We start from the raw sequence: 26,833 nt of genomic DNA on the forward strand, positions 1-26,833 counted from the left end.
GCGAGCTCTCAGCCATCAGCGAGCCTGCAGCTCGTCTATGCGGGCGCCAACCTCACCGAGCTCCTTATCGAGAGCGTCGATCTGCGTCTGAAGTTCCTGCCGGTCGGCGTTCAGTTTTTCCATACGCTTGATCAAACGGTCGAGCTCGAGGCGATCCATGGCCTTGCCGGTCCCAAGAGCATCCGGATTGTCCTTCGAGATATCCCAGACCCAGAGGACGTCCCCCCTGGCTGTGGTCGCCTGGCTTACGGAACCGCTGAGTGAGAGGCGGATGTCCTTGGCCCCCTCCAGGATGTCCTTGCCCGTCTTGGGATCGTAACGCGGGAAGGAGACCATCCCATCCCGCCTTCCGGAGATCTTGAAATTGAAACGCTTGTCATAATCGGAGGGGCTGTAGCGCTTCTTTCCGATGAAGAGCGTCAGGTGCCGGTCGAACGGCTGAGCGTACATGGGCACCCCCGTCACGTTGAGATCCAGGTGAAAGGCGATGGATTCGTGCAGATTCAGGGTCTTCAGCAAGGTGTACTTGTAGTTCTCCATCTCGTCCTTCGTCCAGAGGTTTTTTTCCGCCTCCGAACGAACCAGGGCCTCGATGTATTCCGCCGAATAGTAGGTGACCTTCAGGTCCACCGTCTGCAGCCCGGTCTTCTCTGAAAACGAATTGGTCCGCGTCCATTTCTTCAGTATGGCGTCGTTGTCTACGGCCCAGGCGGACAGGGCCACGAGACAAAAGGCCAGTGCCGCCCCCCAAATTTTTCTCGTAAAAAAAGTCCTGATGTGCATCTGTACATTCCTTTCCCGGCTCAGGGCCGCGCCCGCGAGGTTTTCCGCGACACGAGACTCTAAAATTCGACGTCCCCGTGTGATTATACAACAGGAGACGAGGAAACAAACGAGTCCGACACCTACTGGCGCCCTTCGGCTACCCCGCCCGCAGGCGATAGACCATCGCCAGAATCTCCGCGACGCCCCGATAAAGCTCCTCGGAGATCTCCTCTCCGATCTCGACCCCTTCAAAGAGCGCCCAGGCAAGAGGCTTGTCCTCGATGACCGGCACCCCATGAGCCTGAGCCACCTCACGAATCCTCCGGGCCACAACCCCGCGCCCCTTGGCCACGACCTGAGGGGCGCTCATGAGCTCCCGATCGTACTCCAATGCCACGGCGAGGGTCGTGGGGTTGGTTATGACCACATCGGCCTTGGGCACCGAGGCCATCATCCGCTTTTTTGCCAGCTCCCGCTGCTTCTGACGGATCTTGCTCTTGATCTGAGGGTCGCCCTCCATCTGGCGATACTCCTCCTTGATCTCCTGACGGCTCATGCGGATCGACCGCTCGAACTCCCACTTCTGGTACATATAATCGACCAGGGCCATGATGAGCAACATAACGGCCAAACGCATCGCAAGGGACCAGAGCATGTTCCAGAAGGCGACGCTTCCGTGTCCCAGAGAAAGCTGCATGGCCCTCAGGGAAACGGGCAGATAGTCCTTGATGGCCGCATAGATCACGAGGGCAAACACCGCGGCCTTGAGCAATCCCTTGAGGAGCTCCACCAGGGAGCGCAGGGAGAGAATCTTTTTCATCCCCGATATCGGGTTGAGACGCCCCAAGTTGAGCTTAAAGGGTTCGACCGTGATCGTCCACCCCACCTGCCAGACAACCACCGCCACGGCCAGGACGACCACAAGCAAACCGAGAGGCAGCCAGGAAAAAAAGTAGTTTTTGACAGCTTCGATGAAGATCGAGCGGAACCACCCCTCGCGCATCAGCAGCCCGTCCCCCATAAAGCGGATGGAGAGCTGAAGAAGCCCGAACAAAAGCCCATAAATGAACGGCCCCAACAGAAGCAGCGCCACTAGGCCGGTCAGAATCTCGACAGCGGCCGTCAAATCCTTGCTCGAGCAGACCCTGCCCTCCGATCGGACCTTCTGGCGCTTTTTGGGAGTCGCCGGCTCGGTCCTTTCCTGAGCAAAAAACTGAACGTCGAAAGGAACGCTCCTGACCGAGGGAGGGGGCCCCGCCGGGAAGCGAATCACGGTGCTCCCCGCCACACCAGGGCGCCCGCCAGAGAAAATTCTATCCACCGTTCGAGCTGCACGTAGATCAGATCCACGGTCAGCGGCAGGGCGACGGCAAGGACCAAAAAACCCAGGGCGACCTTCACGGGAAGCCCCAACACGAAGATGTTCATCTGCGGCACCGTCCGCGCAAGAAACCCCAGCCCCACATCAGCGAGCACCAGGGCACAGTAGAATGGGATGACGATGCGCATGCCCAGCACGAAGAGCCCTTGAATCCAGGCTCCCAGCGACATGTCCCCGGAGGGGAAGGGGTTGAGCCGCCCCAGCGGAACCAGGGTCAGGCTCTCCACAACGGACCGGACCATCAGAAGGTGTCCGTTCCAGCGAAAATAAAACCACATCCCGACCAGGAAGTACAGCTGCCCCAAAACGGATCCCTGGCTCTGCGTCATGGGGTCGACGACCAGAGCCATGGAGAACCCCATCGCCATGCCGGCCTGTTCCCCCGCAACCCGCAGAGCGACCAGGGGCAGCGAGGCCAGAAGCCCGATGGCAATCCCAACCAGGATCTCTCGCAACGCCAAGAGGGAAAGCGAAAGGGGATTCTCAAACAGCATCACGGAAACCTCGCCGGACACCGCACCGATGGAGACGACGGTCAAGAGGACCGCGCAGAGATACCGAAAGGGCAACGGGGACATCGTCGCGGCAAAGAGCGGCGACGCAAAAACCATCCCGACGAAACGAAGGTGTATAAGCAGGTAGACGAAAAGAAGCCGGGTTGGCAGCTCAACCTCTCCCATTGCGCATCCTCCTCGCTCCCCTCGTTCTTGGTGCCGCGTCGATACCAGGCCCCGAAGTCACTGGATGAAGCGTTCCAGCTGACTCAGAATCTCCCGGGTCATCACGAGTAATCTGGCGCCAATCCACGGCCCCAACAGGACGATGCAGAGAAAGACGGCCAGAATCTTGGGGATGAAGATCAGCGTCTGCTCCTGAATGGACGTCGCCGTCTGAAGGATGCCGATGAGCAGCCCCACGACCATGGCCACCAGCAGTATGGGCATGGCGACCGCCAGCATGGTCCAGATCGCGCCGCTCATGGTATCGTACAGGCTGAGGGTCGTCACAGGCATGTTCTCTCCTCCACCGTCAGGGCTCCGTAGCACCCAAGAGCTAAAGGACGTTCGTAAAGCTCTTCAGAAGACTGAGCACGACCAGATTCCAGCCGTCCGCCATGACGAAAAGCAACAGCTTGAAGGGCAGGGACACCATCATGGGCGGAAGCATCATCATGCCCATCGCCAGCAGGACGCTCGAGACCACCATATCCACGACGAGAAAGGGGATGTAGATGACCACCCCCATCTGAAAGGCCGTCTTCAGCTCGCTCAACATGAAGGCCGGAACCAGTACGCGGGTCGGAACGTGATCCGTTGACTCGGGCTGATCCAGTTTGGCCATGGAGATCATCAGGGAAAGCTCCTCCTGCCGCGTGTAGCGGAACATGAACTCCCGTACCGGCGAGATCGAGTTCTTCCAGGCCTGCTCGGCGGAGACGTTCCTGGCCAGATAAGGCGAAAGCCCCTCTTCGTAAACCCGGTTCCACGTGGGATACATGGTGAAAAGAGTCAAAAACAGCGCGAGTCCGGTGATGACCTGCTGCGGGGGAGACTGCTGGAGCCCTATGGCACGCTGAACGAAGCCGAGGACGATCACGATGCGCGTGAAGCTGGTGATCATCAACAAGATGGCAGGAGCCAGGCTGAGGACGGTCAAAAGCCCCAACAGCTGCAGGGAAAGGGCCACCTCCTGTGGGGAGTCGGCCGGAGCGACCCCAAGCCGCAGCGACGGCAAGGGCATGCTCCCCAAATCCGCGGCCAAGGCGGTCCCCGGGAGAACGGGCAGAAGGAGAAACGCGCTCAAAAAAAGCAGCAGCACAAGCGCGGATCGAGCTCCGTCAGCCCTCCTGCCGAGGTGACGGCTCCTCGTTCGAGCCCACCCATTCTTCATACTTCCACCTACCCATCAGGCGGGCCCCGCCTCCGCCCGAGGTAAAGGCAAGGACATCCGGTCCGCATCGCACCACAAAAAAGACATCCCTACCCAGAGGCAAGGATGCCAGAACCTTCACGGACGCACCGCTCCCTCCCGAGCCGCCTCTCCTCCTCGAGAAGCGCACCAGGACGACGGCACAGACCGACAGGACGCCCAACGCAAGCAAGACTCGAGTCACATAGGCAAAAAGACCGGCCTCCGCTGTCAATCGTTCGCTCCTTCAGTGCCCGATCCGCCCCAAAGCCCGGGCTCCGGACACGAATCTACCTCGTCCCTAGGCAAGAACCTTGGAGATGGCCTCGATCACACGCTCCGGCTGGAAGGGCTTGACGATAAAATCGTTGGCCCCGGCCTGGATGGCCTCAATGACCATGGGCTGCTGCCCCATGGCGGAGACCATCACGATCTTGGCATTGGCGTCGAGCGCCTTGATGGCCTTGACCGCATCGATACCGTTCATCTCGGGCATGGTGATATCCATCGTCACGATATCGGGCTTGAATTTCTGGTACGCGGCCACCCCCACCTTGCCGTTTTCTGCCTCCGCGACCACTTCAAAATCGTTCTTTTGAAGAATGTCCTTCAACATCATACGCATAAAGGCCGCGTCATCCACAATAAGAACCTTTTTGCCCATGCTGCATCCCTCGCTTACTCAAATTCTCTGAACTCAAGCCTCGTCCGTGTTCCGTTTCTCGACCTCGGACAAAAAATCCTGTTGATCCGGTTTAGCACTTGGTTTTCAAAAGAAAAGACGACCCGCAACGAACTGATTATATCACGAATTCCCCACATACAAAGCGGGCGGACACGAGGTTGTCCACACCCCAAAAGGCAAATCGAACGCCGGCGTCATGCGGAATAGACTTTGCTCCCCGCCCCCAGGACGTCCGTAATGCGCACGCCGAAATTTTCGTCGATCACGACGACCTCGCCCTTGGCGATCGGCTTTCCGTTGACCAGGATGTCCACCGGCTCCCCCGCCATCTTGTCCAGTTCGATCACGGATCCCGTAGTCAGGGCCAAGATCTCGGAGATGTTCTTGCGGGTCTTTCCCAACTCCACCGTCACGCGGACGGGGATATCGGCGATCATGTCGATACGGCTGTTGCCACCTCCGGAAGTCCCGTGTCCCAAGGGAAGGAATTCGGCGGGATGCACGTCCACCGCGGGCGCGGGGCGCTGTGCCGCCCCCGACACGGCGGAAGCGGGAGCACTCGGCCGTTCCGCCTGACGCATCGGCGGAGCGGAGGCCGGTGGCTCGTCCGGAGGAGGGACCGAGCTTTTGGGCGTCTGTTCCCCCATGATCTGGCGCATGAGTGCCGCCACAGCCAAAGCGGAATCGAGCGGCATGGAACTCCATACCTTGAACGGATTCAGCCCATCCACCCGAACATCGGCAGGGCTCACCCAGAGTTTGGCCTCCGCATCAAGCTGGGGAAAGGGCCGCCACTCCCCCGCAGCCAAAGCCGACGCGGAATTCTCCGGCATCAGACGGCGGCCGCCCAACAGTCCGCTGAGGCTCGTGAACGAGGACCCCACGACCTGGCTCAACCCCTCCTGAGCCGCATTGAGGTAGAGTTCGCTGGGCTCCGAGGGCAGTTCCTGTCCCTCTCCTCCCATCATCAGATCCGCAAGAGTCAGGGCCCCATGCTGCTCCACAACGAGGGTCAGCGGGATATCGTCAAACCCTCCGCAGGTCGTTCGAAAAACGAAGGGGGATTCCGGCAGCTTCGCGACAAACTCCTCCTGGGACAAAACCTCCGCGTCCTCCAGGAGCGTATCGACATCCTTTCCCGACAACATGCCGAAAACGCTGTTCTCGGCATTCGAAAAAATGGACGCCACCTCGCCCAGAAGCTGAGAATCCTCCATGGAGAGCCCGGCTCCCGAGTCCTCTCCCAACACGCCCCCCGAGAGCAGCGCGTTGATCTCGTCCTGGCTAAGAAGATCGTCCATCCTCATCTCCTCCTTCCGCCTCTTCCTGCCCGGCCGCGCTCATCACCTGGGTCAATTCCGCGGCAACCCGGCCGTCCAGGGTTCCCGGCCTGGCCTTGAAACGCACGTGATTCCCCACGCGGACGGCAATTTCGCTTTCTCTGGTCTCGTCCAGCTTGATGACGTCGCCGGGCTCCAGCGCATAAACGTCGGCCAGGCTCAGTACCGTGTGCCCGAGCTCCAGGGTGAGCGGCACCTTTACATTCTTCAACGAATTGACGATGTGGTCCCTCTCGTCCTCGTCCCGCTTGCGACTCGTCGAGGCAAACCACTGCTGGGAGGAGAGCTTGTCGACGATCGGCTCCATGAGGAAATAGGGGAAACAAAGGCTCAGCATCCCCTCCATATCCCCGACCTTCAGTTTCATGATGACCAGCAGGACCATGTCCCGAGGCGGGCAGATCTGAACGAAGAACGGGTTGCTCTCCATGCTTTCGAAACGGAAGCGGACGTCCACCACCGTGCTCCAGCTGTCCTCGAGGAGCTCCAGCATGCGCATCAGGACGCGTTCCGTCACCGTTTTTTCGATGTCCGTGAGTTCCCTGACCTTGCCCGAAAAATCGCCCTTGCCCCCGAGCATCCGGTCGATGATCGAGAATACGAGATTGGGATTGATCTCCAGAAGAATGTTCCCGTTGAAGGGATACATCTCGATCGTTCCGATGACCGTCGGCTGCACGAGCGAATTGACGAATTCCTCGTACGCCAGCTGATCCACCGAGGCGACCTCCACCGAGACCATGGAACGAATGAGAGTCGACATGACCGTGGTCATCTGTCGGGCAAAGGACTCGTGGATCATTTGGATGGCCCGAAGCTGGTCTTTGCTGAATTTATCCGGGCGCTTAAAGTCGTAGACCTTGATCTTGTACTCCCCGGAGTTCTGGGAGATCGCATCGAGGTCCACGCTCCCGCTGGTCAGCGCGCTTAAAAGCGAGTCAATTTCGCTCTGGGACAAGACGTCGGGAGCCAGAGGTCATCACCTGCCTTTACGTTTAGGAAACACATCGGCCGAGAAGTTCGGCCTACTGAAGCACAAAGGATTCGAACAGGACCTGAACGATGGGGGCTTCCCCCTTGATCTCAGGAAGGATGGCGTTCAAGGACCGTTTGATATCCCCGGCGAACTGCAACGCGCCCTCGGCACTGGTCATGTCGTCGTAAACCTTGTCCTTGACCATAAGCAGGACCTCGTTTTTGATCCGCAGAAGCCACCCCGGGGCCTGTACGATCTCGGCCGCCTTGTCGTTCAGAAGTTCCAGCGACATCGTAAAGCTGATGACATGCTTTCCCGCCCCCGCCAGGTTGCTCGTGAACTCCCCGACGGATACGATGGGCCCCGGCGCCTTGACCTGGCGCCCCTCCTCCACGGCTCCGCCCTTCGACGCCATGGTACGCCCCACCAGCAGACCACCGCCGAAACCGGCCCCGAACATCACCAGCCCCACCACGACGAAGATAACGATACGTTTCATACGGCCCCGTTCAACCCCTTTAACGTTTGGGATATTGCGAAAGAAACACGAGATCGACCCGGCGATTCAAGGCCCTGTGCTCAGGCGTGTCGTTAGGGACAACCGGTTGGTTCGGCCCGAAACCAACGGCCTGGAGCTTCAGGGGATCGATCCTTCCCTCCGTCTCCAGGTAGGCGGCCACCACCGCCGCCCTCATGGAGGAAAGCCCCCAGTTGTTGCGATAGATCCCCCCCAGCAGCGGAACCGCATCGGTATGCCCCTCCACGGCAACGGCCGGGACCTTGTCCCGAACCAGCGCTGCGATCTTGTAGAGAGCACGCTGCCCCTCCAGCCTCAACTCCGCGCTTCCCGAGGCGAAGAGAAACTGATCCGATATCGATACCGCAACTCCCCGCTGATTGATCGAGACCCGGATGGACTTGTCCAGCCCCTCCGCGCGCAGATAACTGTTGACCGTGTGGGCGACATGACGCGTATCCATCTCGAAGCGTGGCGCGGAGCCGGCATCCCGCCCCTCCTCCCCGCTCCGGTTGGGCTGGGTCGATTCCTCCGTCGTGACGCCCCCCCTCAAAACCCCCAAGGACCCCCTCAAGGAGATCAGGGCCTTCTGGAACTTCTGAGAGTCGATGGAGGACATGGCGAAAAGCAACACGAAAAAACAGAGGACAAGGGTCACCATGTCCCCATAGGTCGCCATGTAAAGCGGAGCTCCCGGAGGAGGGGGGGGAGCCTTCTTCTTTCGGGCCAAAGATTATTCCTCCTTCTTCTCCAGGCTGCCCCTCAGCTTGGGAGGCAGAAAGACCTTGAGCTTTTCCTCGACAATGCGCGGATTCTCCCCCGCCTGTATGGCCAGGATGCCCTCGACCATCAGCTCCATCGCGACGATCTGCTGAGAGGATCGAGCGGCGAGCTTCTTGGCGATGGGAACGGCAAACATGTTCGCCACCATCGACCCGTACATAGTCGTGATCAGGGCCACGGCCATACCGGGGCCCAGGGCGCTGACATCCTGAAGGTTGCCCAGCATGGCGATCAGGCCGATCAGGGTTCCGATCATTCCATAGGCCGGCGCCAGCTCCGCCATGGAATCGAATATGGACTTGTTGGAGAGATGCCGGTCCTCGCGAATCCCGATCTCGGTGTCCAGAATGGCCTTCACCAGTTCGGGATCCGTACCGTCGACGACCAGCTGTATGGACTTTTTCATAAATTCGTTGTCGAGTTCGCCGACATCCGCCTCCAGGGCCAGAAGCCCCTCGCGGCGCGCCTTCTCGGCAAAGCTGACGATCGTCTGCACCATTCCCAGAAGGTTGGGCTCCTTGGAGATGAAGGCGCTCTTGATCACACCGCCGACCGCTTTGAGCTTGTCCCCGGGGTAGGAGATGATGACGGCTCCAATCGTCCCTCCGATCGTGATCAGAAGGGAGGGGAAATCGACATAGGCCCCCAAGTTTCCGCCCGAGGCCATTCCCCCGATGACAAGAATCCATGCGATAAGAAAACCTACGACAGTGGTCAGATCCAAAATTCATCAACCTCTCGCCAAGTCTCTATCCTCGAGATGCGATCTCGCCAACCCTATTCGGTGTCCCTCGACTCGGCCGAGGAGTCCGCCACAATGCAGGAATACCCTGCCAACCGTCTGAAGGCCACGATCCTGTCGCGAATCTCCTGGACTCCCTCCCGAACGACATAGCGATGACCATTTAAGAGGCGTATCACGGTGTCCGGCGTGACTTCAACGGTCTCAATCATATCAGAATTCAACAAAAAAAGCTCGCCATTAAGGCGATGCAACTCGATCATCGTCTTCTCCTCACGGTATGAAGCAGGAGTTCGTCCCTATCACGAAGAGAGCGACAACGCCGCCGCCCCATAAGCAAAAAAACGGAGCCCCTCTCCGTAAAAGCTGCAGGACCTTATTGATTGTATACGAAAAACGCTCAAAAGACGAGAAGGGACAAATTTTTCCGGGGAAAATCATCAAAGGCCGCTCTAGTTCATCGGTCCTCCTTCGGTCGGAGCCGGTTGTTCTTGCCCACCTCGTCTCACCGGCTGGTCTCGATCTCGCCAATTTTCTCCTCGAAGCCGTAGATGGTGGGGTCGATCTCGTCTACGGTCCGGTTCAGGTCCTCCAGCCCGCGGAAACGGCGTCCCCTGGGCAGGCGGTTGGCAAACCGCTTGACCTTCAGCAGCGCCTGAAGGTAGTTGCGCTCGAAGGGCAGCACCATCTGTGCGGCCATCAGAGCGCTCGGCGTGGCTTCCTCGAAGAACAGCAGGGCCATCTCCAGATTTTCGTCGATGTCCATCTCGTCGTACCAGATTTCGGCCAGGATCGACCGGTAGCGGTTTCGGTCCGCTCCATGCACCAGCTTGCGCACCACCCGATCAATCTTGCGCATCCCCGCCCGCAGCATCTCCAGAACGATCGCGGCATCCGCCCTGGGCAGCGAGTACTCCGCGATATACTCCGCCTCCACCTCCGGCAGGGCCTGCTTGCGCAACAGCCGGCCATAGGAGGGACGAAGCGTCACGACCGCCGGCTCGGATGGGGCCTCGACCAAAGCTCTGAACACCTCTCCCGTGTCGAAGCCCCTCCGCTCGAAGGGCGAGGCCTTGAGCCAGGTCACGAATCCGGGGTCGAACAGCCCCTTGCGGCCCGCTCGCCCCGCCATCTGGAGGAACTCGTTCTTCGAGATGGGCTCGTCGTGGTGATACTGCACCAGTTGAGCGAAGACGACATACTGTGCAGGCAGGTTCACCCCCAGGGCCAGGGCGTTCGTGCCGCAGACGACATCCAGAATGCGCTCGCGAAAGGCCGACTCCACCAGCAATTTTTCCTTGGGAAACATGCCCCCGTGGTACACCCCCACGCCGTTCAGCAGCGGCGGGGCGATCTTCGGCACCTCCAGAATCCCCGCCAGCTCCTTCAGACGCTCTCGGGCGTCGCGGGCAAGGGGCGTACGCGTTCTCGAGATCGCAAAGGCCAGATCGGACGCCCCCTTTTGGGAGAACAGAAAGATCAAGGCGTCGTGAACGCCCCCCACCGTCATGGGATTATCCGGGGTGAAGATCAGGCGGGTCGTCCTCTTCCTGCTCTCATGGATGACAAAATCACGGGAACAGATCTCGGAGAGATAGCGTCCTACGGACCGAACCCCGCCGAGGGTGGCGGACATCACCAGAACGGGAGTCCTGGGGTGCGTGGCGCGTATCCCGTCGATGTAGGTACGGGCACGGTCGGGGTCGTTGAAGATATAATGGAACTCGTCCACGATCAGCCTCTGGTCGGGCTGATCCGCGTACTTCATGGTGTAGATCTCCTGGGTGCAGCAGATGATTCGAGCTCCCTCGTTGCGCTTGAAGTCGCCCGTCTCGATGCCGACATCCAGTCCCATCCGCCTCAGGTCCATATAGCGCTCGTTGCTCAGAGCCTTGATGGGAGCAGTGAAAACGATACGTCGGGCGTCCGGCAGGCAGCCCCGCCCCTCCCGGTCCAGCAGACCCGCCCAAAGATAGGCAACCAGAGTCTTTCCCGACCCTGTCGGGGCCGAGAGCACGGCACTTTGTCCCTCGATTCGGGAGAATGCGTCCAGTTGCCAATCGTAAAATTCCAGTTTACCCAAGAAACTGTATGCTCCCCTCGCGTAATTTTGGCACCCGAGGCACGCGCAATCGCAAGCGCTTTCGGGGGAATACGACGGAAAGACAGGCCCTCCGCGCTCTCATCCGCGAAGGGCCCGATACCGATTCTCAGTCATGACTGGGCTTCATTCACGCAGGCGGCCGACCTTTCCCGAGGACGCAGATCTTCGATCCCATGTCGTTTGGCCGCATCGAAGCGCCTAACCGCGACTGAACCACGCGGACGGACATCGTCCTCCTGTCGGACACCAAGGATTCGGAGCTGAAATGGCACCATCCGTTTCAAAAAGCGAGCAGCTCATAAGCCGGGTTCTGTATACGGTAACCATTTATCTGGGAGGCTCCTCGCGGAGCCCCTCGAGCGATCGTACCCGGGGGTCGGCGGGCCGCCTCATCCCCCCCTATTCGATCTTGCTCCGGATGGGGTTTGCCAGGCATGCGGCTTACACCGCATCCGGCAGGCTCTTACCCTGCCTTTTCACCATTACCCCCTTCAAGAGGGCTGTCTGTTTTCTGTGGCACTTTCCTTCGGCTCGCGCCGACCGGGCGTTACCCGGCATCCTGCCCTGCGGAGCCCGGACTTTCCTCCGCGGCAATTCCGGCCGCGGCGGCTACCCGAGCTGCTCGCCAACCATTGTACCACGCCCATGAAGGGCGGCCCTCATTCGTGGCGGGATACGAAAGAATGGCGCCCCTTTCTCTGGTGGCGGATCTCCCAGTGAATCATCAGCGCCATCAAAGCCCGCAGTACGACAATGGCCCCCACGACCAGGATCTCCTCCCAACTCTGGACGACGACCGTCCGTAAGATCTCGCCCCCCAGCTTGAACTCGAGCCCCGAGGCCAGTCCCTCGGCCAGTCTCAGACGGTCGAAATGCAGACGCTCGCTCGTCCTCACCGTCCAGTAATCCCAGAACGCCCGAACTCCGGAGACAAGAATGACTACGAACCCCATAGCCTCCAGAAGATGAATGCCCAAGTAAAGTGCCTGAAGGCTCATGCTCGACAAGAATTCCATAGTTCCCATACTCCCTCCGAACGTTTGATCGCATGACCGCAGCCCAGGGGCTCGGCCCCATCCTCCCGCCTCGAAAGACCAGAACCTGCCGTGGGAAGGCAGTCGGGAGCTCCGCCCCCGATTATAGCATTGGACCACTTCCCACCCCATTCTCCCCGATTCCCCTTTCTCCGTAAAAAGCCGTCAAAAAAGAACGATCGGAGCTTGTTAATCGCTCCAGGGAAATGTACAATTTATGAATGTGCCGGAAGAGACCTTTCATCTTCGGGGTACCGTCCACGCCCGGACGCCCCCCTGAAAACTTTTCACGACATATCGTTTTCCGCCGGAGCACGAGGTACCACCTTGAGAATCCTTCCTTGCGCCCTTGCGGACGATGAACTTGGCACAAACATCAACCGTTCTTGTCCCTACAGAACGAGAACAAAAGAAGGAGAGGCAATGCCATGCAATTTCTCACTTTGATACTGGCTTTGGCAGCCGGGGCCGGTATCGGCTACCTGGTGCTGAGGACGTTGGACAACACGCGCATCACGGGCGTCAGACACCAAACGATGGCTATGCTGCAGGAGGCCAACGAAGCGGCCGAACGGGCCAAGAAGGAGCGGCTGACGGAGGCCAAGGAGGAGATCTTCCGGCTTCGTCAGGACGCGGAGCGGGACATCAAGGAGCGCCGCAACGAATTGCAGCGGGCCGAGCGGAAGATCGAGCAGAAGGAGGAGAACCTGGACCGCAAGCTGGACAAGGTCTCCCATAAGGAGGACGAACTCCGAAACAAGCAGGAAGCCCTCGAACAGCGGGGTACGGAACTCGAGGCTCTCATCCAGCAACAGAACGCGAAACTCGAGGAGATCGCCGAACTGACCCGCGATCAGGCGCAGGAAATCCTGCTCCGCAAGACGGAGGAGGAGTCCCAGTATCTCATCGGCCTTCGCTTGAAGGAACTGGAGGAGAAGGCTCAGAGGGAGGCCGACCGCAAGGCTCGGGACATCGTCGTCTCGGCCATGCAGCGTTGTGCGGTGGAACATGCCGGCGAGGCGACCGTGAGCGTCGTCTCCCTGCCGACCGACGACATGAAGGGGCGCATCATCGGACGGGAGGGGCGCAACATCCGCGCCTTCGAGACCCTGACGGGGGTGGACCTGATTATCGACGATACTCCCGAGGCCGTGACGCTCAGCAGCTTCGACCCCATTCGGAGGGAGATCGCACGCCGATCGCTGGAGCGTCTTATCTCGGACGGACGGATCCACCCCGCGCGCATCGAGGAGCTGATCGATAAGGCCACGAGGGACGTCGAGGAGGACATCGTCTCCGCGGGAGAGTCCGCGATCCTGGAGATGGGAATCAAGAACATGCACGCGGAGCTGATTCGGACTCTGGGGCAGCTCAAGTTCCGCTTCAGCTACGGGCAGAACGCCCTCTCGCACAGTCTCGAGGTGGCACACATTTCCGGCGCCATTGCCTCCGAACTGGGCCTCGACGAGGAGATGGCGCGCCGGGCGGGGCTGCTGCACGATTTGGGAAAGGCCGTCGACCACCAGGTAGAGGGACCCCACGCCTCCATCGGAGCGGACCTCGCCAGGCGTTTTGGGGAAAAACCCGAGGTAGTCAGCGCCATCGCCTCCCATCACGACACCATGGAGGTCAACTCCGTCTACGACGTCATCGTCTCCGTGGCGGACGCCATCAGCGCGTCCCGTCCCGGCGCACGACGCGAGAGCCTCGACGCCTACATCAAGAGACTGGAGAAGCTAGAGGAATTGGCCCAGGCGTTCAACGGCGTCTCCAAGGCCTACGCAATCCAGGCGGGGCGGGAGGTTCGCGTCGTCCTCTCCTCCAACAACACGGACGACGGCACGGTGCACAAGCTGGCTTACGATATCGCCCGAAAGATCGAGGCCGAGATGAAGTACCCCGGCCAGATCAAGGTGAACGTCTCGCGCGAGATGCGCGCCACGGAGTTCGCGAAGTGACCCGCCCCCCCGACGACGCCTTATCGGGGGAAGGAGCGGTCATGCGCGTCCTGTTCGTCGGCGACATCGACGGGCGCCCCGGCAGGGCTGCCCTTGCCGCGGCCCTGCCAGCTCTCCGCAAGGAATGGTGCGGCTTTGACTTCGTCGTGGTCAACTGTGAAAACGCCGCGGCCGGAAAGGGCATGACGGGAAAGATCTTCGAGGAGCTTCTGGCCCTGGGGATCGACGGTATGACCTCAGGAAACCACATCTGGGACAAAAACGCCTTCTACTCCATCCTGGACGAGGACAACCGGGTGCTGCGGCCCGCGAACTATCCCCCCGGATGCCCGGGGACGGGCTTCACCGTCCTGCAGCGCGGCGGCAAAAGGCTCGGGCTCCTCAACCTTCAGGGGCGGGTGTTCATGCCCCCCATCGACTGTCCCTTCCGCTGCGCGGACGCGCTGCTGGAGGAGCTTCGGGATAAGGAAGGGCCCGAGATTCCGATACTCGTGGACTTCCACGCGGAGGCCACCTCCGAGAAGAAGGCCCTGGCCCTCCATTTGGACGGCCGCGTCTCCGCGGTTTTCGGCACGCACACGCACGTCCAGACGGCTGACGAACAGATCCTGCCCAAGGGAACGGCCTTTCTCAGCGATGTCGGGATGACGGGGGGGCATGGGGGAGTCATTGGGGTCACCGCAGAGACGGTCCTGCCCCGTTATCTCACCGGCCTTCCCTCTCGATTCGAGGTCTGTGAGGACTCCCCCTTCATCAATGCGGTGGTTCTGGAGGTGGACGAAGCCAGCGGGGCAGCGACGCGTGTCGAACGCATATTCCGGAGGGTCGACTTCTCCGACGACATGAAGTAGCGCCCGCATTTTTTGCGAATCTCGAAGGGGGAACGGGGCGTACCGAACTTCGGTACGCCCCGTTCCCCCTTCGAGATAAAGGTTCGTGCGCCGTGCCGATACGGCATGACCGGCGGATACCGGCCGCTATCGGACTTCAGGTACCGCCATCCCCTTCTCCTTGTAATACTTTGCGGCACCGGGATGGACCGAGATGGAAGCCCCCTTGAGCGCCGTTTCGAGGGAGATCAGTTTCGCCTTGTCGTGAACGGGCTTCAGCTCATCGAGATTCTCGAAAACGGCCTTGACGATGTTGTAGACCAGATCGTCCGGCATCGTCGCGTCACAGACCAGGATGGCCATCACCGCCGGGGTGGGAGTATCGTGGTCGACGCCCTTGTAGGTCCCGGCCGGGACAACGTCCTTCGTGAAATAGGGGAACTGCTTGACGAGGTTGTCCAGCAGCTCCTCGTCGAAGGCCACCAGATCGATGTCCTTCTGGGCAGCCAGGGCCATCACCGCGGCGGTGGGATACCCCGCAAGCAGGAACCCGGCATCCAGCTGACCGTCCTGGAGGCGTTCGGCCGTGTTGGCAAAATCCAGGAAGTCCGTGTTCATATCCGAATACTTGATCCCCGCGGCGGAAAAAATCGAGTTCAGGCTGCCCGCGACGCCCGATCCCGGCGCCCCGACGGAGACGCGCTTGCCCTTGATCTCCATCAGAGTCCTGATGCCACTGCCCTTCACCGTGATGCACTGCACGTGCTCCGGATAGAGGGAAGCGATCATTCTCAGGTTCTCCACGGGCTTGTTGAAGGGCTTCTCCCCCCTGATGGCCATGTAGGAGACGTCGTTCTGGACCAGAGCCATGCTCACTTCGTGACCGGCGATCAGATTGATGTTTGCCGCGGAGGCGTTGCCCGTCTCGGCCGTAACTTCGACGTTGGGCACGTGTTTGTTCATCACCTGGGCCAACCCGCCGCCCAAAGGATAGTAAGTCCCGGCCACGCCGCCCGTAGCGATAGAGAGAAACGTCTTCTCCGCCGCCGAAGCCGCAAGCCCCATCGTCAGGACAAATCCCACCACAATCAAAACGCTCAGCATCCTCTTCAAATCGAACACCCTCCTCTTCACACCGAAAATAAAAGCACGGAACCTCGAAAGCAGAAAAACTCCGCCTTCAAAAAATATTACTACAAAATGGAGGATGGCGCCAGCATTTCAGGGCAAAGGGCGGGCCTATTCCCGATATTCGTAGTGAAGGATCTCGGCCTCGCTCCACAGCTTTTCAAGCTTGTAGAACTCCCGTCCCTTGTGGCTGAAGACGTGAACGGCAACCTCTCCCGCGTCGACCAGACGCCAGTTGGAGCTGCTTTCGCCCTCGATCTGTACCGTCAGTCCCCGCCGTCTCAAGGCCTCCTCCGCAGCTTCCAGCAAGGTCTTCATATGGACCTCGGAATTTCCCGTCGCCAGAATGAAGACATCGGACAGCGTCCCCGCCTCCCCGAGGTCGAGGACGGCAATATCCTGGGCCCTCTTGTCCGCCAGCGCCGAACAGACGTCATCGTAATCGTTGAGCCTTCCCATAAACCGCAACACCTCGCTTTCAGATTCGGATTGCCGTGGCGACGGCCTGCGAGCCCCCGCCGCTTTGGCCTCCACAGAATCACACGGAGGCCGTACACATCAGAAGTTCAAGGATTCCAGCCGTTTGAAGACGACTTCCTTATCGTGCCCAAAGATAAGGGAGACCATGGTGGCCCTCTTCTCCTCCCGGACCAGACCGGGATTGGTTATTCCGCAAAGCTCCGCCAGGGCCAGGGCTGCCTGTTTGTCCCTCTCCGTCCCGCCGGCGGGATAGACGACGTTGGTCGTGTGGTAGTCGAAATGCCGAGCGTTCCCGGCATAGGGCACCTCGATGCCGATCCGCTGAAAGAGCCGGGAGGCCTTTTTGCCCAGACCGGACTCGCCGTCCCCGTTCAGGACACCGATCTTGCCGATCTGCTCCCGAAGCGCCTGCAGTCGCTCCTCCGTGAGGGGGGCGGACGGAAGCACATCCCCCGAGGCCGAGGACAAATCGGAATCCTGACTGCGGGGAGGAAGCTTTGCCGCCAGTTCGAGGGAGAGCTCCACGGTATCGAGAATCCAGTAGCTCAGATTGCCGCTGTACCCCGCCTTGCCCGGGGCCATGAACATCCGTACCCGATCCGGAGGGAGCGCGTTGGCAAACTGCATGAGCTTCAGGGCCTCGAGCGGCGTCAGGTCGGTATCCACGGCGGATACGACCTCGTCGATGAGGGCCGGGATTCGGGGCAGAATGGCGGGCGATTTCAGTTTGGCCAGTACGATGTCCATGAACTTCTGCTGCCGCTGAACCCGGCCGATGTCCCCCAGAGGATCGTGACGGAAGCGCACGTACTCGAGAGCGGTCTTGCCGTCCATGTGCTGCTGCCCCTTGGGAATATTGATGAAAAGCTTGCCCGAGTAGTCGGTATACTTCAAACGCTTCTCCACATAGATGTCGACGCCGCCCAAAAGGTCGATAATGCGCGGAAAACTGCGATAGTTGACCTTCACGAAGTAATTGATCGCCATCCCGGTCAGGTTCACCACCGTGTCCTTCAGGAGGCCCATCCCGCCATAGACGTAGGCATGATTGATCTTGTCCCAGCCTCTGCCGGGGATCTGCACCCGCGAGTCCCTTGGTATCGAGGCCACGCGTACCGCCTTGTTGTCGGCATCGAAAATCGCCAGGGCGATCGCGTCGGTTCGGGAACCGCCGTCGACATCGTCAAGCCCGACAAGCAGAACGTTCACCGTTCCCAGGACGGGGTCGATGTAGGGGCCCTCGACTTTTTTGTCCTGCGAAACGTCCTCGCTCCCCACCGCCAGGGCATGTCCCAGATCGAGGGGATTGTCGGGGAAAAGCACCTCCTTCAGACGCAGGGCAACCCCACCCGACGTCGCCAGGAGGATCAGAAAGACGATTCCCAGGATCTTGAAGAATCTCACCGCGACACCTCCATAGTCATCTGTAAAGCCCCCCGGACTCGATATACGTCTCGACCAGGTGCGGAACCAAAAAGCGTATGCCCCGTCCGTCCCTGGCACGCTGGCGAATTTCGGTGCTCGAAATGGCGAACTGAGGGATCTCTATCAGCTCGAGGCCACTACGAATTTCCCTGGGCAGGGAATCGAGCCCCTGGACGGAATAGCCCGGACGCGTGACCGTAACCAGAGTGCAGAGCGAGGGCAACAGCATATAGTCCACCCACGTCTCTATGGCAAGCAGGGCATCCAGGCCCGTGATGAAAAAAAGGTTCTCGGGCGGAATCCCCTTCTCGATGAACTCCCTCAAGGTGTCCACGGTGTGGGAGGGATACCCCCGGTCGATCTCCGTCCTGGAGACAGAAAATTCCGGCACTCCAGCCGTCGCCAACAGCGTCATGGCATAGCGATCCTCCGGCGGAGTGATCCGCCGGTCCCGCTTGTGCGGAGGAGAGCCCGTGGGAACAAAGACGATCCGATCGAGATTCAAGCGGCGGCGACATTCCTCGGCCGCAAGCAAATGCCCGTAATGGATGGGGTCGAAGGTACCTCCCATGATGCCCGTCTTGATGGACACAGCGCAAGTCCTCCCATTCCGGTCTGCAGAGGTGGACGCCAGACGTTCCGACGCACCTCGAAAAGATGGCTCGCTCCGATTTTCACTCTCAGTCTATAATTTTATCAGGCTGGAAGTCGAATTCCACCTCGCCGATCATCACCTTGTCGCCCTCCCGGGCGCCCGCCTCCTCCAACGCCTCTTCGACCTTGAGCCGCTTCAGAAGGCGGGCGAACTTCACCATCGCGTCCTCCTGGTCGAAGTCGATCCGCCGAACGGAGCGCTCCAGGTTCTGGTGCTCAACGCGGAAACCGCCGTCATTGAGGCGACGGATCTCCACGGGCTCGAGCCTTCCGCCCCCCCGCCGCGGGAGCTCCTGAACGTCCAGGGGCTCCGCCAGGGAAACCGTACCCTCTGGGCGGGGATGAAGACGGACGAGATCGACAATCGCTCCGATCAGGGCGGGAATCCCCTCCCCCGTCAGCGCGCTGACAAAAAGACAGGGCACCCCCAGCCGCTCCATTTCCTCCTCGAGGAGGGCGACATTTTCGTCCACCCCGGGCAAATCCGTCTTGTTCCCCACCACCAGACAGGGCCGTCCGGTCAGGTCCGCCCCGTAGGCCTCGAATTCGTTCCGGACGATCCGCCAATTTCCCAGCACATCGGGCTCGGAGAGGTCCACGACATGCACCAACACCCGGGTTCGCTCCACATGACGCAGAAAGTGAAGACCAAGCCCCTTGGCCTCGTGGGCCCCCTCGATCAGCCCGGGCACATCCGCGACGACAATCTGCTGGTCGTCCACGGCCAGGACCCCCAAATTGGGGGAGAGGGTCGTGAAGGGGTACCCCGCGATCTTCGGCCTCGCGCCGCTGATGGCCGCCAGAATGCTCGACTTCCCCGCATTGGGGAATCCCACCAACCCGACGTCGGCAATCAGCTTGAGCTCCAGGAGCAAGGTCCGTTCCTCTCCAGGGTCTCCCTTCTCCGCAAATCGGGGGGCACGGCGCACGGAGCTCGCGAAATGGGCGTTGCCACGCCCGCCACGCCCCCCCTTGGCCGCGACAAAGGTCTGCCCCGGCTCCACGAGGTCGGCGACAATCCGCCCCGTGGCCTCGTCCCGAACCAGAGTCCCGCAGGGCAGAAAAATGCGCAGGTGCTCCCCATTCGCTCCGGTCTGCATCGCCCCCCCTCCGTGGCCCGCATGACCGGCCTGAAACCGTTTGTTGAACTCGAAGTCGGCCAGGGTGACCAAGCCGCCCACCGCCTCGAGGATCACGTCCCCCCCCCGGCCGCCATCGGCTCCGTCCGGTCCTCCCTTGGGGATGAACTTCTCTCTGCGAAAGCTGAGGGCCCCGTTGCCCCCGCGCCCAGCCTTCACCATTATTCTGGCCAGATCGATAAACTTCACTTGCAGCACCACCAAAAGCAGGCGTTTTCCCGATGGGGAATAGGCCTAGAGTAAGCCCTCAAGGGCAATCCGACGACACGCGCCAAACGACAGTGCCCTCGAACAGAAAAAAGGAAGGCCCCAAGAAGACAGGGCCCTCCATCAAAACTCAGGGTAACAACGCCGACGAAGCAAAGAATCTCGGGCCGCAGGAAAAGCATAGACACGAGGATACGGAAACGCGTCCGTATATCCTCGTATTTCCTGCTCGAGCCCCGCTTAATGGGCAGCGTCCGGAACGATGGAGACGTACTTGCGGTCTCCGCGGGTGGCGTACTCCACCTTCCCCGGCAACAGGGCGAAGAGGGTAAAATCGCGGCCGAGCCCCACGTGTTTGCCGGGGTGTACCCGGGTTCCGCACTGACGCACCAGAATACTACCCGCCGTCACATCCTGACCGGCATAGACCTTGATCCCCCTGTACTTGGGGTTGCTGTCCCTGCCGTTGGTGGAACTGCCCTGACCCTTTTTATGGGCAAAGAACTGTATGTCGAACCGAAAAATCATAATCGCACCTCCGCAACACGTACATGTCCGGGATAGCCGGACTCGATTTCCTTCAAGGACAACGCGACCGTCCGCGTCAGAAGATCCAGGGATTCCGCAAGCTCCTCGGGCCAGAAGACCTTGACTAAAGGGGCCTTGGGGTCGACCTCGCAACGCAGATCCTGGATCCTGGCCACCTCGGAAAGGCCGAGAAGAAGCCCATGAACGAGCGCCGATACCGCAGCGCAAACCACGTCCGTTCCTCTGGGAGCGCTCCCGGAATGTCCCCGGCTCTCGAGCCCGACAAGCGTTTCCTTCCTCCAATGGAGGGTGACGCAGATCACGCGACGGCCCGCGTGGACTACCCGTCGATTCCGCGGATGACGATCTCGGTAAAGTACTGGCGATGCCCGCGCAGACGGCGATAGTTCTTCTTGCTCTTATACTTGAAAACGAGGACCTTCTTGTCCCGGGCCTGAGCGAGGATCTCCGCCCTTACGCCGGCGCCCGAGACGTACGGGGCCCCGAACTTTGTCCCGCCGTCGCCCCCCACCATCAAAACCTTGTCGAGGACGACCTCGTCGCCGACTCCTCCCTCCAGGCGCTCGACACGGAATCGGTCGCCCACCTGAACGCGATACTGCTTGCCACCCGTCTCCAGAACTGCGTACACGATATTCTTCCTCCTTCCGCTGGCTCAGGCCCTCCCGCCGAAAAGGCAAAGGAGATTACGCCTTGACCATGCGACACATAACTTGATGATTTTACGCATAGACAGGTCATCCGTCAACCCGGCCGGAGCGGACGCGCGTTTTCCGTCGATCTTTGCGGGGATGCCCACCTTGGGTGCGATGCACCCCTTCATGCGTTTGCCCCCAATGAAGAACGCAGGCGATTCGTATGGTCCTTGCTTCGCCGGCTCTCCGCCCGCTCTTCCTCCGGAGAGGAACGCCTCCTCCCGGAACGGTCGTGAATGGATTCAGGCCGTGATGCCAATGCAAAAAAGGAGTTTACACGATAAAATGGAAAGGTTAGCGAGCTTGTCCAAGGTTACGGGGACACTGCGAAGTCGGATCTTATTCCATTCTCGAAAAAGTGAAAGGCTGTGACACTTTATGTTTACGATCACGGAATTTTTGCGGCAGGAGGTCAGGCCCGCACTTGGATGTACCGAGCCCGGAGCCGTGGCGCTTGCCGTCGCCAAGGCCTGCGAGCAGTTGCCGGGCCTGGCCGACACCCTGGAGGTCGTCGTCAGCAACAGCATCTACAAGAACGGCATCGCGGTCGGCATTCCGGGCACCGACGGGTTGAGAGGCAACGAGATCGCCGCCGCTCTGGCAGTTTTTTGCGGCAAGAGCGATTACGGCCTGGAGGTCCTCAAGGACGCAACCGCCCAAGACCTGGAGAAGGCCCGCAAATTCATCGAGGAGGGAAAGCTGACGCTGACGGCCAACGGGCGCCCCGGCGTCTACGTGGAGGCCACGGCCTCACGCGGGGCCGAAACGGGAACGGCGATCATCCGGGATTCCCACTCCAACATCGTGGAGGTCCGCAAAAACGGACAACCCCTTGCCCGAGCCGAGGAGAAACGGTCGGGCTCTCGTGCCCCCTCGGTGAGCGAGGAGGTGGCACGGACCGACTTCGAGTCGCTTGTCGCCCTGGCGGACACGCTCTCCCCCTCCGACGTCGACTATATATGGGAAGGGATCGAGATGAACCAACGGATCTCGAAGCACGGTTTTGCGCACAAAGTCGGGCTGGGCCTGGGTCGCACCGTGCGCGAGGCGGCCGGCCCGGGCTACGCGCACGACCTCGCGGCCAAGATCAAGGCCATATCCGCCGCGGCCTCCGACGCCCGGATGGCGGGGGTCTCCATGCCCGTCATGAGCAGCGCCGGATCCGGCAACCACGGAATCACCGCCATCCTTCCCGTCTACGTCGTCGGAGAACACCATCAAAAAAGCCGGGACGAAATCGCACGCGCCATCGCCTACAGCCACCTGGCCACCAGCTATATCAAGAGCCGGATGGGACGCTTGAGCCCGGTCTGCGGCTGCGCCGTCGCCGCAGGGGCAGGAGCGGCCGCGGGGATCGTAAAACTGCTGGGCGGGGACGACCATCAGGCCCAGAAGGCGATGGAACTGGTCATGGGCAACATCGTGGGCATGGTCTGCGACGGGGCCAAGGAGTCCTGCGCCCTCAAGGTGGGGACCGGTGCCACGGAGGCCTTCTACGCCGCGAAGATCGCGCTCTCCGACGGGGGAATGGAGGTTTCCCAGGGTGTGGTCGACGTCTCGGACTTCGCCGCCACCGTCGTCAACGCCGCGCGGCTCAACAGCGAGGGCATGAAGAACGTCGACAACACCCTGATCGACATCATATCATCGCACTGAACGTCAGAGCTCAACCCAGCCGAGGGTAAATCCCTTTTCCGAAAAACGAAAGGAGACGTGTTACGCATGCGTTTGAAGTTCCCCCTGCTATTGTCCGTATTCCTGGTCCTTGTCGCCGCCCCCGCATCCTTGGCTCTCGGCGATACGCTGACGGTGGCCGCCGCTTACGACGCCAAGGCGCTCGATCCGGCAGTCATGATCGACGCTCCGGCCAGCTTCGTCAGCATTCACATCCATGAAAACCTGCTCCGCATCGACGAGAATTCGAAGCTCCTGCCCCAACTTGCGGAGAGCTACGAACAGCTCGATCCCACAACCTATCGGTTCGTTCTGCGCAAGGGGGTCAAGTTTCACAACGGCGAGGAGCTCAAGGCATCGGACGTCAAGTTCACCATGGAGAGGGCCATGTCTCCCGCAGGCTCGGCCACGCGCGCTTACAGCAAGGATCTGGAGTCCGTGGAGGTCGTCGACGACTACACGGTTCTGCTGAAGCTGAAACAGCCCTCCACCCCCTTTCTGATGCTGCTCACGCTCTCCTGGGGCGGAATCGTCAACGAGAAGGCCGTCAGGGCCGCCGGGGAAAAATATGCCATGGAGCCGGTCGGCACGGGACCATTCCGCTTCGTCGACTGGCAGAAGGGCGATCGGATCACTCTGGAACGTTTCGACGACTACTGGGGCAAGAAGCCGCACTACAAGACCCTGATCTTCCGCAGCGTCCCCGAGCCCACGAGCCGCGTGGTCGAGCTGGAGACCGGCGCGGTCGACCTCGCCCTCGAGATTCCCGTCAACGAGATCGACCGCGTCACGAGCGGACAGGACACCAAGCTGCTGCGCACCCTGTCGAGCTCCTACACCATCATGGGATTCAACTGCGAACGCGCTCCCTTCGACAACCCGGAGGTCCGCAAAGCCATCTCCCTGGCCGTGAACACCGAGGGGATCCAAAAGGCCATCCGGCGCGGAGAGGGCTCCGTCCCCCTTGGGCCGCTCCCCGCCTTCATGCCCTACTTCGACCCCAACCTGCCGAAACACGAATACAACCCGGAGAAGGCCAAGGCCATTCTGGAGAAACTGGGACTCAAGAATCTCAAAATGGCGCTTTGGACCAACGAGAAGAAGGAACGCGTGGATATGGCCACGATCATTCAGGCCCAACTGGCAGAGATCGGCGTAACGGTCGACATTCGCGTGATGGAGTGGGGGGCCTACTTCCAGGGGCTCAAGGAGAAGGCGAACGACGCTTTCATGATGGGATGGATGAACAACGTCCCCGACCCCGATCCCCTTTGTTCGGGCGTTTTTTTCTCCAAGGTCAAGGGACAGACAAACTGGTGCTTCTTCGGGGACGACCGCATCGACGAGTTGATCGCGCTGGGGCGACAGACCCCGGACGGCCCCGAGCGGGGCGCCATTTACAAGGAGCTTCAGCACCGGATCGTGACGGACCTGGTCCCCTGCCTGTATATGGACGCGGACGAAATACGGGTGGGGGCGAACAAAAAGGTCCAGGGCTTCGTACTCTACCCCAGAGGGTACCAATCTTTGGCGGAAGTGTACTTCGAGTAGCTTCAAGAGCCCTCCGAACGTCATAACCACATGACGCGAACGGGCCTCCGGAGTCCGCGGAGGCCCGTCGCTATTGGTACTTTTTCAGTTCGCCATGGGCTCCCACTTCTCCAAGAAGACCAGCTTGCCGTCCCTGGCCTGGAAGATCGAAGCGGGTTTGTTCATGGGGTTGTGCGTCTCCTTGTCCACGGTCCACTTGAAATGCGTGACCTGCAGATCCTTAGTATTCTCGATCGCGTCCTTGACAGCCTCTCCCTCGGCCAAACCTGCGGCTGCGACAGCGTGAGCGATCATCAGCACGATGTCGTAGCCGAACACCGCATTCATGACCTCCGTGGCATCCCTGCCGTAGACCTTCTTGAACTCGGCCTTGAAGGGATCGAGAATGGGGTCGTCCGCGCTCACGGGATAAACCCAGTAAGTTCCCTCCATCGCCTTGCCCGCAATCTCGAACATGTTGGGACTGTAGCCGTTGCCGCCCATGAAATGAGGCGTCCAATCAAGCTCCGCCGCCTGCTTGATGACCAATGCCATCTCCTTGTAGAGCATCGTCAGCGCCACCGCATCTGCGCCCCACTCCTTCGCCGCGGTCAATTGCGCCCGAAAGTCGACGTCTCCCCCCCGGTAGGCCCAGAACCTGTTTTCTACCCCCAGCTCGTCCGCCCGCTTCTGAACATACTCCGTCAGCCCCTCGGAATAGGCGTCGCCAATGTCGCCGATTATCGCTAATTTCTTGGCCCCGCATTTCTTAATCAGATAGTCCGCTATGACCATCCCCTGATACGGGTCCGTGTAGCTGATGCGGAACATGTAGGGCCTGACCTTACCCGTATCGGGATCGACGGTGACGGCAAGGTTCGACGCGGTGCTGGAGACGATAGGAATCCGGGCCTTATCCGCAACCGGCGCGACGGCAAGTTGGATGCCGCTATAGTTGCTGCCTCCGACCGCCACGACGCCGTCCTCGTACATGAGCCTCCGTACGGCGATGACCGCCTCCTCCGGCTTGCCTTTGATGTCGTAGCAAATCAGCTCGATGGGACGCCCCAGCACGCCCCCATCGGCGTTGATCTTCGAGACCGCCAGGCTGGCCCCGTCCCTTTCGTGCTGCCCCCAAGTCGCCCCCTCCCCCGTCAGAGTGGCGATATAGCCGACCTTGATGGGCTCGGCTGCAAACCCCGCAGCCCCGAACAACACAAAGCACCACGCCCACGACACGATTCTCGACAGTCTCACTACGCCCACCTCTTTCGGGCCGGAGGCCCCGGTATTCCCCGAGACGTCAAATCGTGCTCGGAAGTCGCTAAAGTATATTACAGTTCACAAAACAATTCAATCATAAATTTATATTTATCAACATCAAGTATTTTGGGGGTTCTCAAGGTCCTAGGCCGACATCGGAAGAAACTTCATCCGTAATTTTTGCAGAACACAGGCGGGAGTCGAAGAGAACTCGACTCCCGCCTTGTTTGCGACAAAAAACGTTAAGAGCTTTTACGGATAACCGCTACTTGGAGTACAACTCGACCGCCAGAATTTCGTTGACGTCGATGGGGAGCTCCTCACGCATCGGCTCGCGGATCAGCTTGGCGCTGAACTGCTCGGTATTCTTCTCGATATAGGGAACGTTGAAGGCCACCAGGCCCTGGAAATTATCCTGGAAAAGAGCGTTGGTCCGGGACTTCTCCTTGAGGGCGATCACGTCGTTGACCTTCACGCCGTAGGAGGGGATATCCACTTTGCGGCCGTTCACCAGGATGTGACCGTGGTTCACGATCTGACGGGCCTGCCGGATCGAACGGGCAAAACCGATGCGGTACACGAGGTTGTCGAGCCGGCACTCCAGGTTTTTCAGCAGGGCCACGCCGGTCATCTCCGAGCTCTTCTTGGCGATCTCGAAATAACGCGCAAACTGACGCTCCAAAATACCGTAGTAGGCTTTGATCTTCTGCTTTTCAAGCAGCTGCAAACCGTATTCGGAAACCTTCTGCCCGCCCCTCATGGGCTTCTTGGTATCCACTCTCTTCATCGCCTTGGGATGACCGCAGACATTGACGCCCAAGTGGCGGCACAGCTTGAAACGAGGCTCTCTTCGGGTTGCCATAAGGACACTCCTTCTTCAAATTAAATTAGAGGGCCTCAGGGACCCTTCCTTACGCACTCGGAATGATCGAACGATGCGGCCGACAATCCAGACTGCCATACGCCTTCTTCATCAACACGGTACAGCCACATCTTTTTAATTTTAGCACCGGGTTCAACAGGTGTAAATACCAAAACGATAGAAGACGGCATACCTGCATGCCGC

At 60.1% G+C, this 26,833-nt stretch carries 29 protein-coding genes and 1 other RNA gene; 4 read left to right on the forward strand and 26 right to left on the reverse strand.

The window, feature by feature from the left end; translation table 11 throughout:
• Window positions 1–15: 15 nt before the first annotated feature.
• From EII26_RS00150 to EII26_RS00220, 16 genes are all read right to left on the reverse strand, one after another.
• Window positions 16–783, reverse strand: coding sequence for a hypothetical protein (locus EII26_RS00150; RefSeq protein WP_124887108.1), 768 nt, complete (start codon window positions 781–783; stop codon window positions 16–18).
• Window positions 784–922: 139 nt separating this feature from the next.
• A complete protein-coding gene (flhB, locus tag EII26_RS00155; protein ID WP_342447287.1) occupies window positions 923–2,053 on the reverse strand; it encodes a flagellar biosynthesis protein FlhB in 1,131 nt (376 codons plus the stop codon).
• Complete coding sequence (locus EII26_RS00160; protein ID WP_124887109.1) at window positions 2,035–2,826, reverse strand: flagellar biosynthetic protein FliR; 792 nt, start codon at window positions 2,824–2,826, stop codon at window positions 2,035–2,037. The genes flhB and EII26_RS00160 overlap by 19 nt, the downstream gene beginning before the upstream one ends.
• Window positions 2,827–2,883: 57 nt before the next feature.
• Window positions 2,884–3,159: a flagellar biosynthesis protein FliQ gene (fliQ, locus tag EII26_RS00165; protein ID WP_124887110.1), complete on the reverse strand. Its 276-nt coding sequence runs from the start codon at window positions 3,157–3,159 to the stop codon at window positions 2,884–2,886.
• Between the two features lie 40 nt (window positions 3,160–3,199).
• Complete coding sequence (fliP, locus tag EII26_RS00170; protein ID WP_342447288.1) at window positions 3,200–3,964, reverse strand: flagellar type III secretion system pore protein FliP; 765 nt, start codon at window positions 3,962–3,964, stop codon at window positions 3,200–3,202.
• A gap of 19 nt (window positions 3,965–3,983) precedes the next feature.
• Entirely contained in the window at window positions 3,984–4,259 is a 276-nt protein-coding gene (locus EII26_RS13040; protein WP_158612055.1) for a hypothetical protein, read from the reverse strand.
• 96 nt (window positions 4,260–4,355) lie between these two features.
• Window positions 4,356–4,718, reverse strand: coding sequence for a response regulator (locus tag EII26_RS00175; protein WP_124887112.1), 363 nt, complete (start codon window positions 4,716–4,718; stop codon window positions 4,356–4,358).
• Between the two features lie 215 nt (window positions 4,719–4,933).
• A complete protein-coding gene (fliN, locus tag EII26_RS00180) occupies window positions 4,934–6,040 on the reverse strand; it encodes a flagellar motor switch protein FliN (RefSeq protein WP_158612056.1) in 1,107 nt (368 codons plus the stop codon).
• Entirely contained in the window at window positions 6,024–7,037 is a 1,014-nt protein-coding gene (gene fliM, locus EII26_RS00185) for a flagellar motor switch protein FliM (RefSeq protein ID WP_342447289.1), read from the reverse strand. Before fliM ends, fliN begins: the two co-directional genes overlap by 17 nt.
• Before the next feature lie 67 nt (window positions 7,038–7,104).
• Complete coding sequence (locus tag EII26_RS00190) at window positions 7,105–7,554, reverse strand: flagellar basal body-associated FliL family protein (protein ID WP_124887115.1); 450 nt, start codon at window positions 7,552–7,554, stop codon at window positions 7,105–7,107.
• Between the two features lie 19 nt (window positions 7,555–7,573).
• Complete coding sequence (locus tag EII26_RS00195; protein WP_124887116.1) at window positions 7,574–8,302, reverse strand: OmpA/MotB family protein; 729 nt, start codon at window positions 8,300–8,302, stop codon at window positions 7,574–7,576.
• Between the two features lie 3 nt (window positions 8,303–8,305).
• Window positions 8,306–9,079 (reverse strand): motility protein A, encoded by a 774-nt coding sequence (locus EII26_RS00200; protein ID WP_199735002.1) that lies wholly within the window; start codon window positions 9,077–9,079, stop codon window positions 8,306–8,308.
• Between the two features lie 53 nt (window positions 9,080–9,132).
• Complete coding sequence (locus EII26_RS00205) at window positions 9,133–9,360, reverse strand: flagellar FlbD family protein (RefSeq protein ID WP_124887117.1); 228 nt, start codon at window positions 9,358–9,360, stop codon at window positions 9,133–9,135.
• Window positions 9,361–9,602: 242 nt separating this feature from the next.
• Window positions 9,603–11,180 carry a DEAD/DEAH box helicase gene (locus EII26_RS00210; RefSeq protein WP_124887118.1) on the reverse strand — a complete coding sequence of 526 codons (1,578 nt, stop codon included), beginning with the start codon at window positions 11,178–11,180 and terminating at the stop codon, window positions 9,603–9,605.
• 305 nt (window positions 11,181–11,485) lie between these two features.
• Window positions 11,486–11,826: RNase P RNA component class A (rnpB, locus tag EII26_RS00215), an RNA gene on the reverse strand.
• Window positions 11,827–11,860: 34 nt separating this feature from the next.
• The gene (locus EII26_RS00220) at window positions 11,861–12,217 is read right to left on the reverse strand and encodes a DUF1622 domain-containing protein (protein ID WP_124887119.1); all 357 of its coding nucleotides are present in this window, start codon (window positions 12,215–12,217) and stop codon (window positions 11,861–11,863) included.
• Window positions 12,218–12,663: 446 nt separating this feature from the next.
• Here EII26_RS00220 and rny point away from each other — a divergent pair, with 446 nt between their 5' ends.
• Entirely contained in the window at window positions 12,664–14,193 is a 1,530-nt protein-coding gene (rny, locus tag EII26_RS00225) for a ribonuclease Y (RefSeq protein WP_124887120.1), read from the forward strand.
• A gap of 41 nt (window positions 14,194–14,234) precedes the next feature.
• Window positions 14,235–15,044, forward strand: a complete 810-nt coding sequence (locus EII26_RS00230) for a TIGR00282 family metallophosphoesterase (RefSeq protein ID WP_124887121.1) — start codon at window positions 14,235–14,237, stop codon at window positions 15,042–15,044.
• A gap of 126 nt (window positions 15,045–15,170) precedes the next feature.
• On the opposite strand, the gene EII26_RS00235 is transcribed toward EII26_RS00230, so the two are convergent.
• From EII26_RS00235 to rplU, 8 genes are all read right to left on the reverse strand, one after another.
• Window positions 15,171–16,127 carry a TAXI family TRAP transporter solute-binding subunit gene (locus EII26_RS00235; protein ID WP_342447291.1) on the reverse strand — a complete coding sequence of 319 codons (957 nt, stop codon included), beginning with the start codon at window positions 16,125–16,127 and terminating at the stop codon, window positions 15,171–15,173.
• A gap of 135 nt (window positions 16,128–16,262) precedes the next feature.
• On the reverse strand, window positions 16,263–16,610 hold the full coding sequence (gene rsfS / locus EII26_RS00240; protein WP_124887123.1) for a ribosome silencing factor: 348 nt from the start codon (window positions 16,608–16,610) through the stop codon (window positions 16,263–16,265).
• A gap of 99 nt (window positions 16,611–16,709) precedes the next feature.
• A complete protein-coding gene (locus EII26_RS00245; protein WP_158612057.1) occupies window positions 16,710–18,035 on the reverse strand; it encodes an LCP family protein in 1,326 nt (441 codons plus the stop codon).
• A 16-nt stretch (window positions 18,036–18,051) separates the two neighbouring features.
• A complete protein-coding gene (nadD, locus tag EII26_RS00250) occupies window positions 18,052–18,648 on the reverse strand; it encodes a nicotinate-nucleotide adenylyltransferase (protein ID WP_233572510.1) in 597 nt (198 codons plus the stop codon).
• An 88-nt stretch (window positions 18,649–18,736) separates the two neighbouring features.
• The gene (gene obgE, locus EII26_RS00255; RefSeq protein ID WP_124887125.1) at window positions 18,737–20,038 is read right to left on the reverse strand and encodes a GTPase ObgE; all 1,302 of its coding nucleotides are present in this window, start codon (window positions 20,036–20,038) and stop codon (window positions 18,737–18,739) included.
• 258 nt (window positions 20,039–20,296) lie between these two features.
• A complete protein-coding gene (rpmA, locus tag EII26_RS00260) occupies window positions 20,297–20,584 on the reverse strand; it encodes a 50S ribosomal protein L27 (protein ID WP_124887126.1) in 288 nt (95 codons plus the stop codon).
• Window positions 20,581–20,907 (reverse strand): ribosomal-processing cysteine protease Prp, encoded by a 327-nt coding sequence (locus tag EII26_RS00265; protein WP_124887127.1) that lies wholly within the window; start codon window positions 20,905–20,907, stop codon window positions 20,581–20,583. The genes rpmA and EII26_RS00265 overlap by 4 nt, the downstream gene beginning before the upstream one ends.
• Window positions 20,908–20,924: 17 nt before the next feature.
• Complete coding sequence (rplU, locus tag EII26_RS00270) at window positions 20,925–21,236, reverse strand: 50S ribosomal protein L21 (RefSeq protein WP_124887128.1); 312 nt, start codon at window positions 21,234–21,236, stop codon at window positions 20,925–20,927.
• Between the two features lie 442 nt (window positions 21,237–21,678).
• On the opposite strand from rplU, the gene EII26_RS00275 reads away from it, so the two are divergent.
• A complete protein-coding gene (locus tag EII26_RS00275; RefSeq protein WP_124887129.1) occupies window positions 21,679–22,956 on the forward strand; it encodes an L-cysteine desulfidase family protein in 1,278 nt (425 codons plus the stop codon).
• Between the two features lie 72 nt (window positions 22,957–23,028).
• Window positions 23,029–24,525 (forward strand): ABC transporter substrate-binding protein, encoded by a 1,497-nt coding sequence (locus tag EII26_RS00280; protein WP_158612058.1) that lies wholly within the window; start codon window positions 23,029–23,031, stop codon window positions 24,523–24,525.
• A gap of 84 nt (window positions 24,526–24,609) precedes the next feature.
• Here EII26_RS00280 and EII26_RS00285 read toward each other — a convergent pair whose 3' ends face one another.
• Window positions 24,610–25,761, reverse strand: a complete 1,152-nt coding sequence (locus EII26_RS00285; RefSeq protein ID WP_124887131.1) for an ABC transporter substrate-binding protein — start codon at window positions 25,759–25,761, stop codon at window positions 24,610–24,612.
• Between the two features lie 271 nt (window positions 25,762–26,032).
• On the reverse strand, window positions 26,033–26,629 hold the full coding sequence (rpsD, locus tag EII26_RS00290) for a 30S ribosomal protein S4 (protein WP_124887132.1): 597 nt from the start codon (window positions 26,627–26,629) through the stop codon (window positions 26,033–26,035).
• Between the last annotated feature and the right edge of the window lie 204 nt (window positions 26,630–26,833).

The organism is Fretibacterium sp. OH1220_COT-178 (assembly GCF_003860125.1).
Lineage (GTDB): Bacteria > Synergistota > Synergistia > Synergistales > Aminobacteriaceae > CAJPSE01.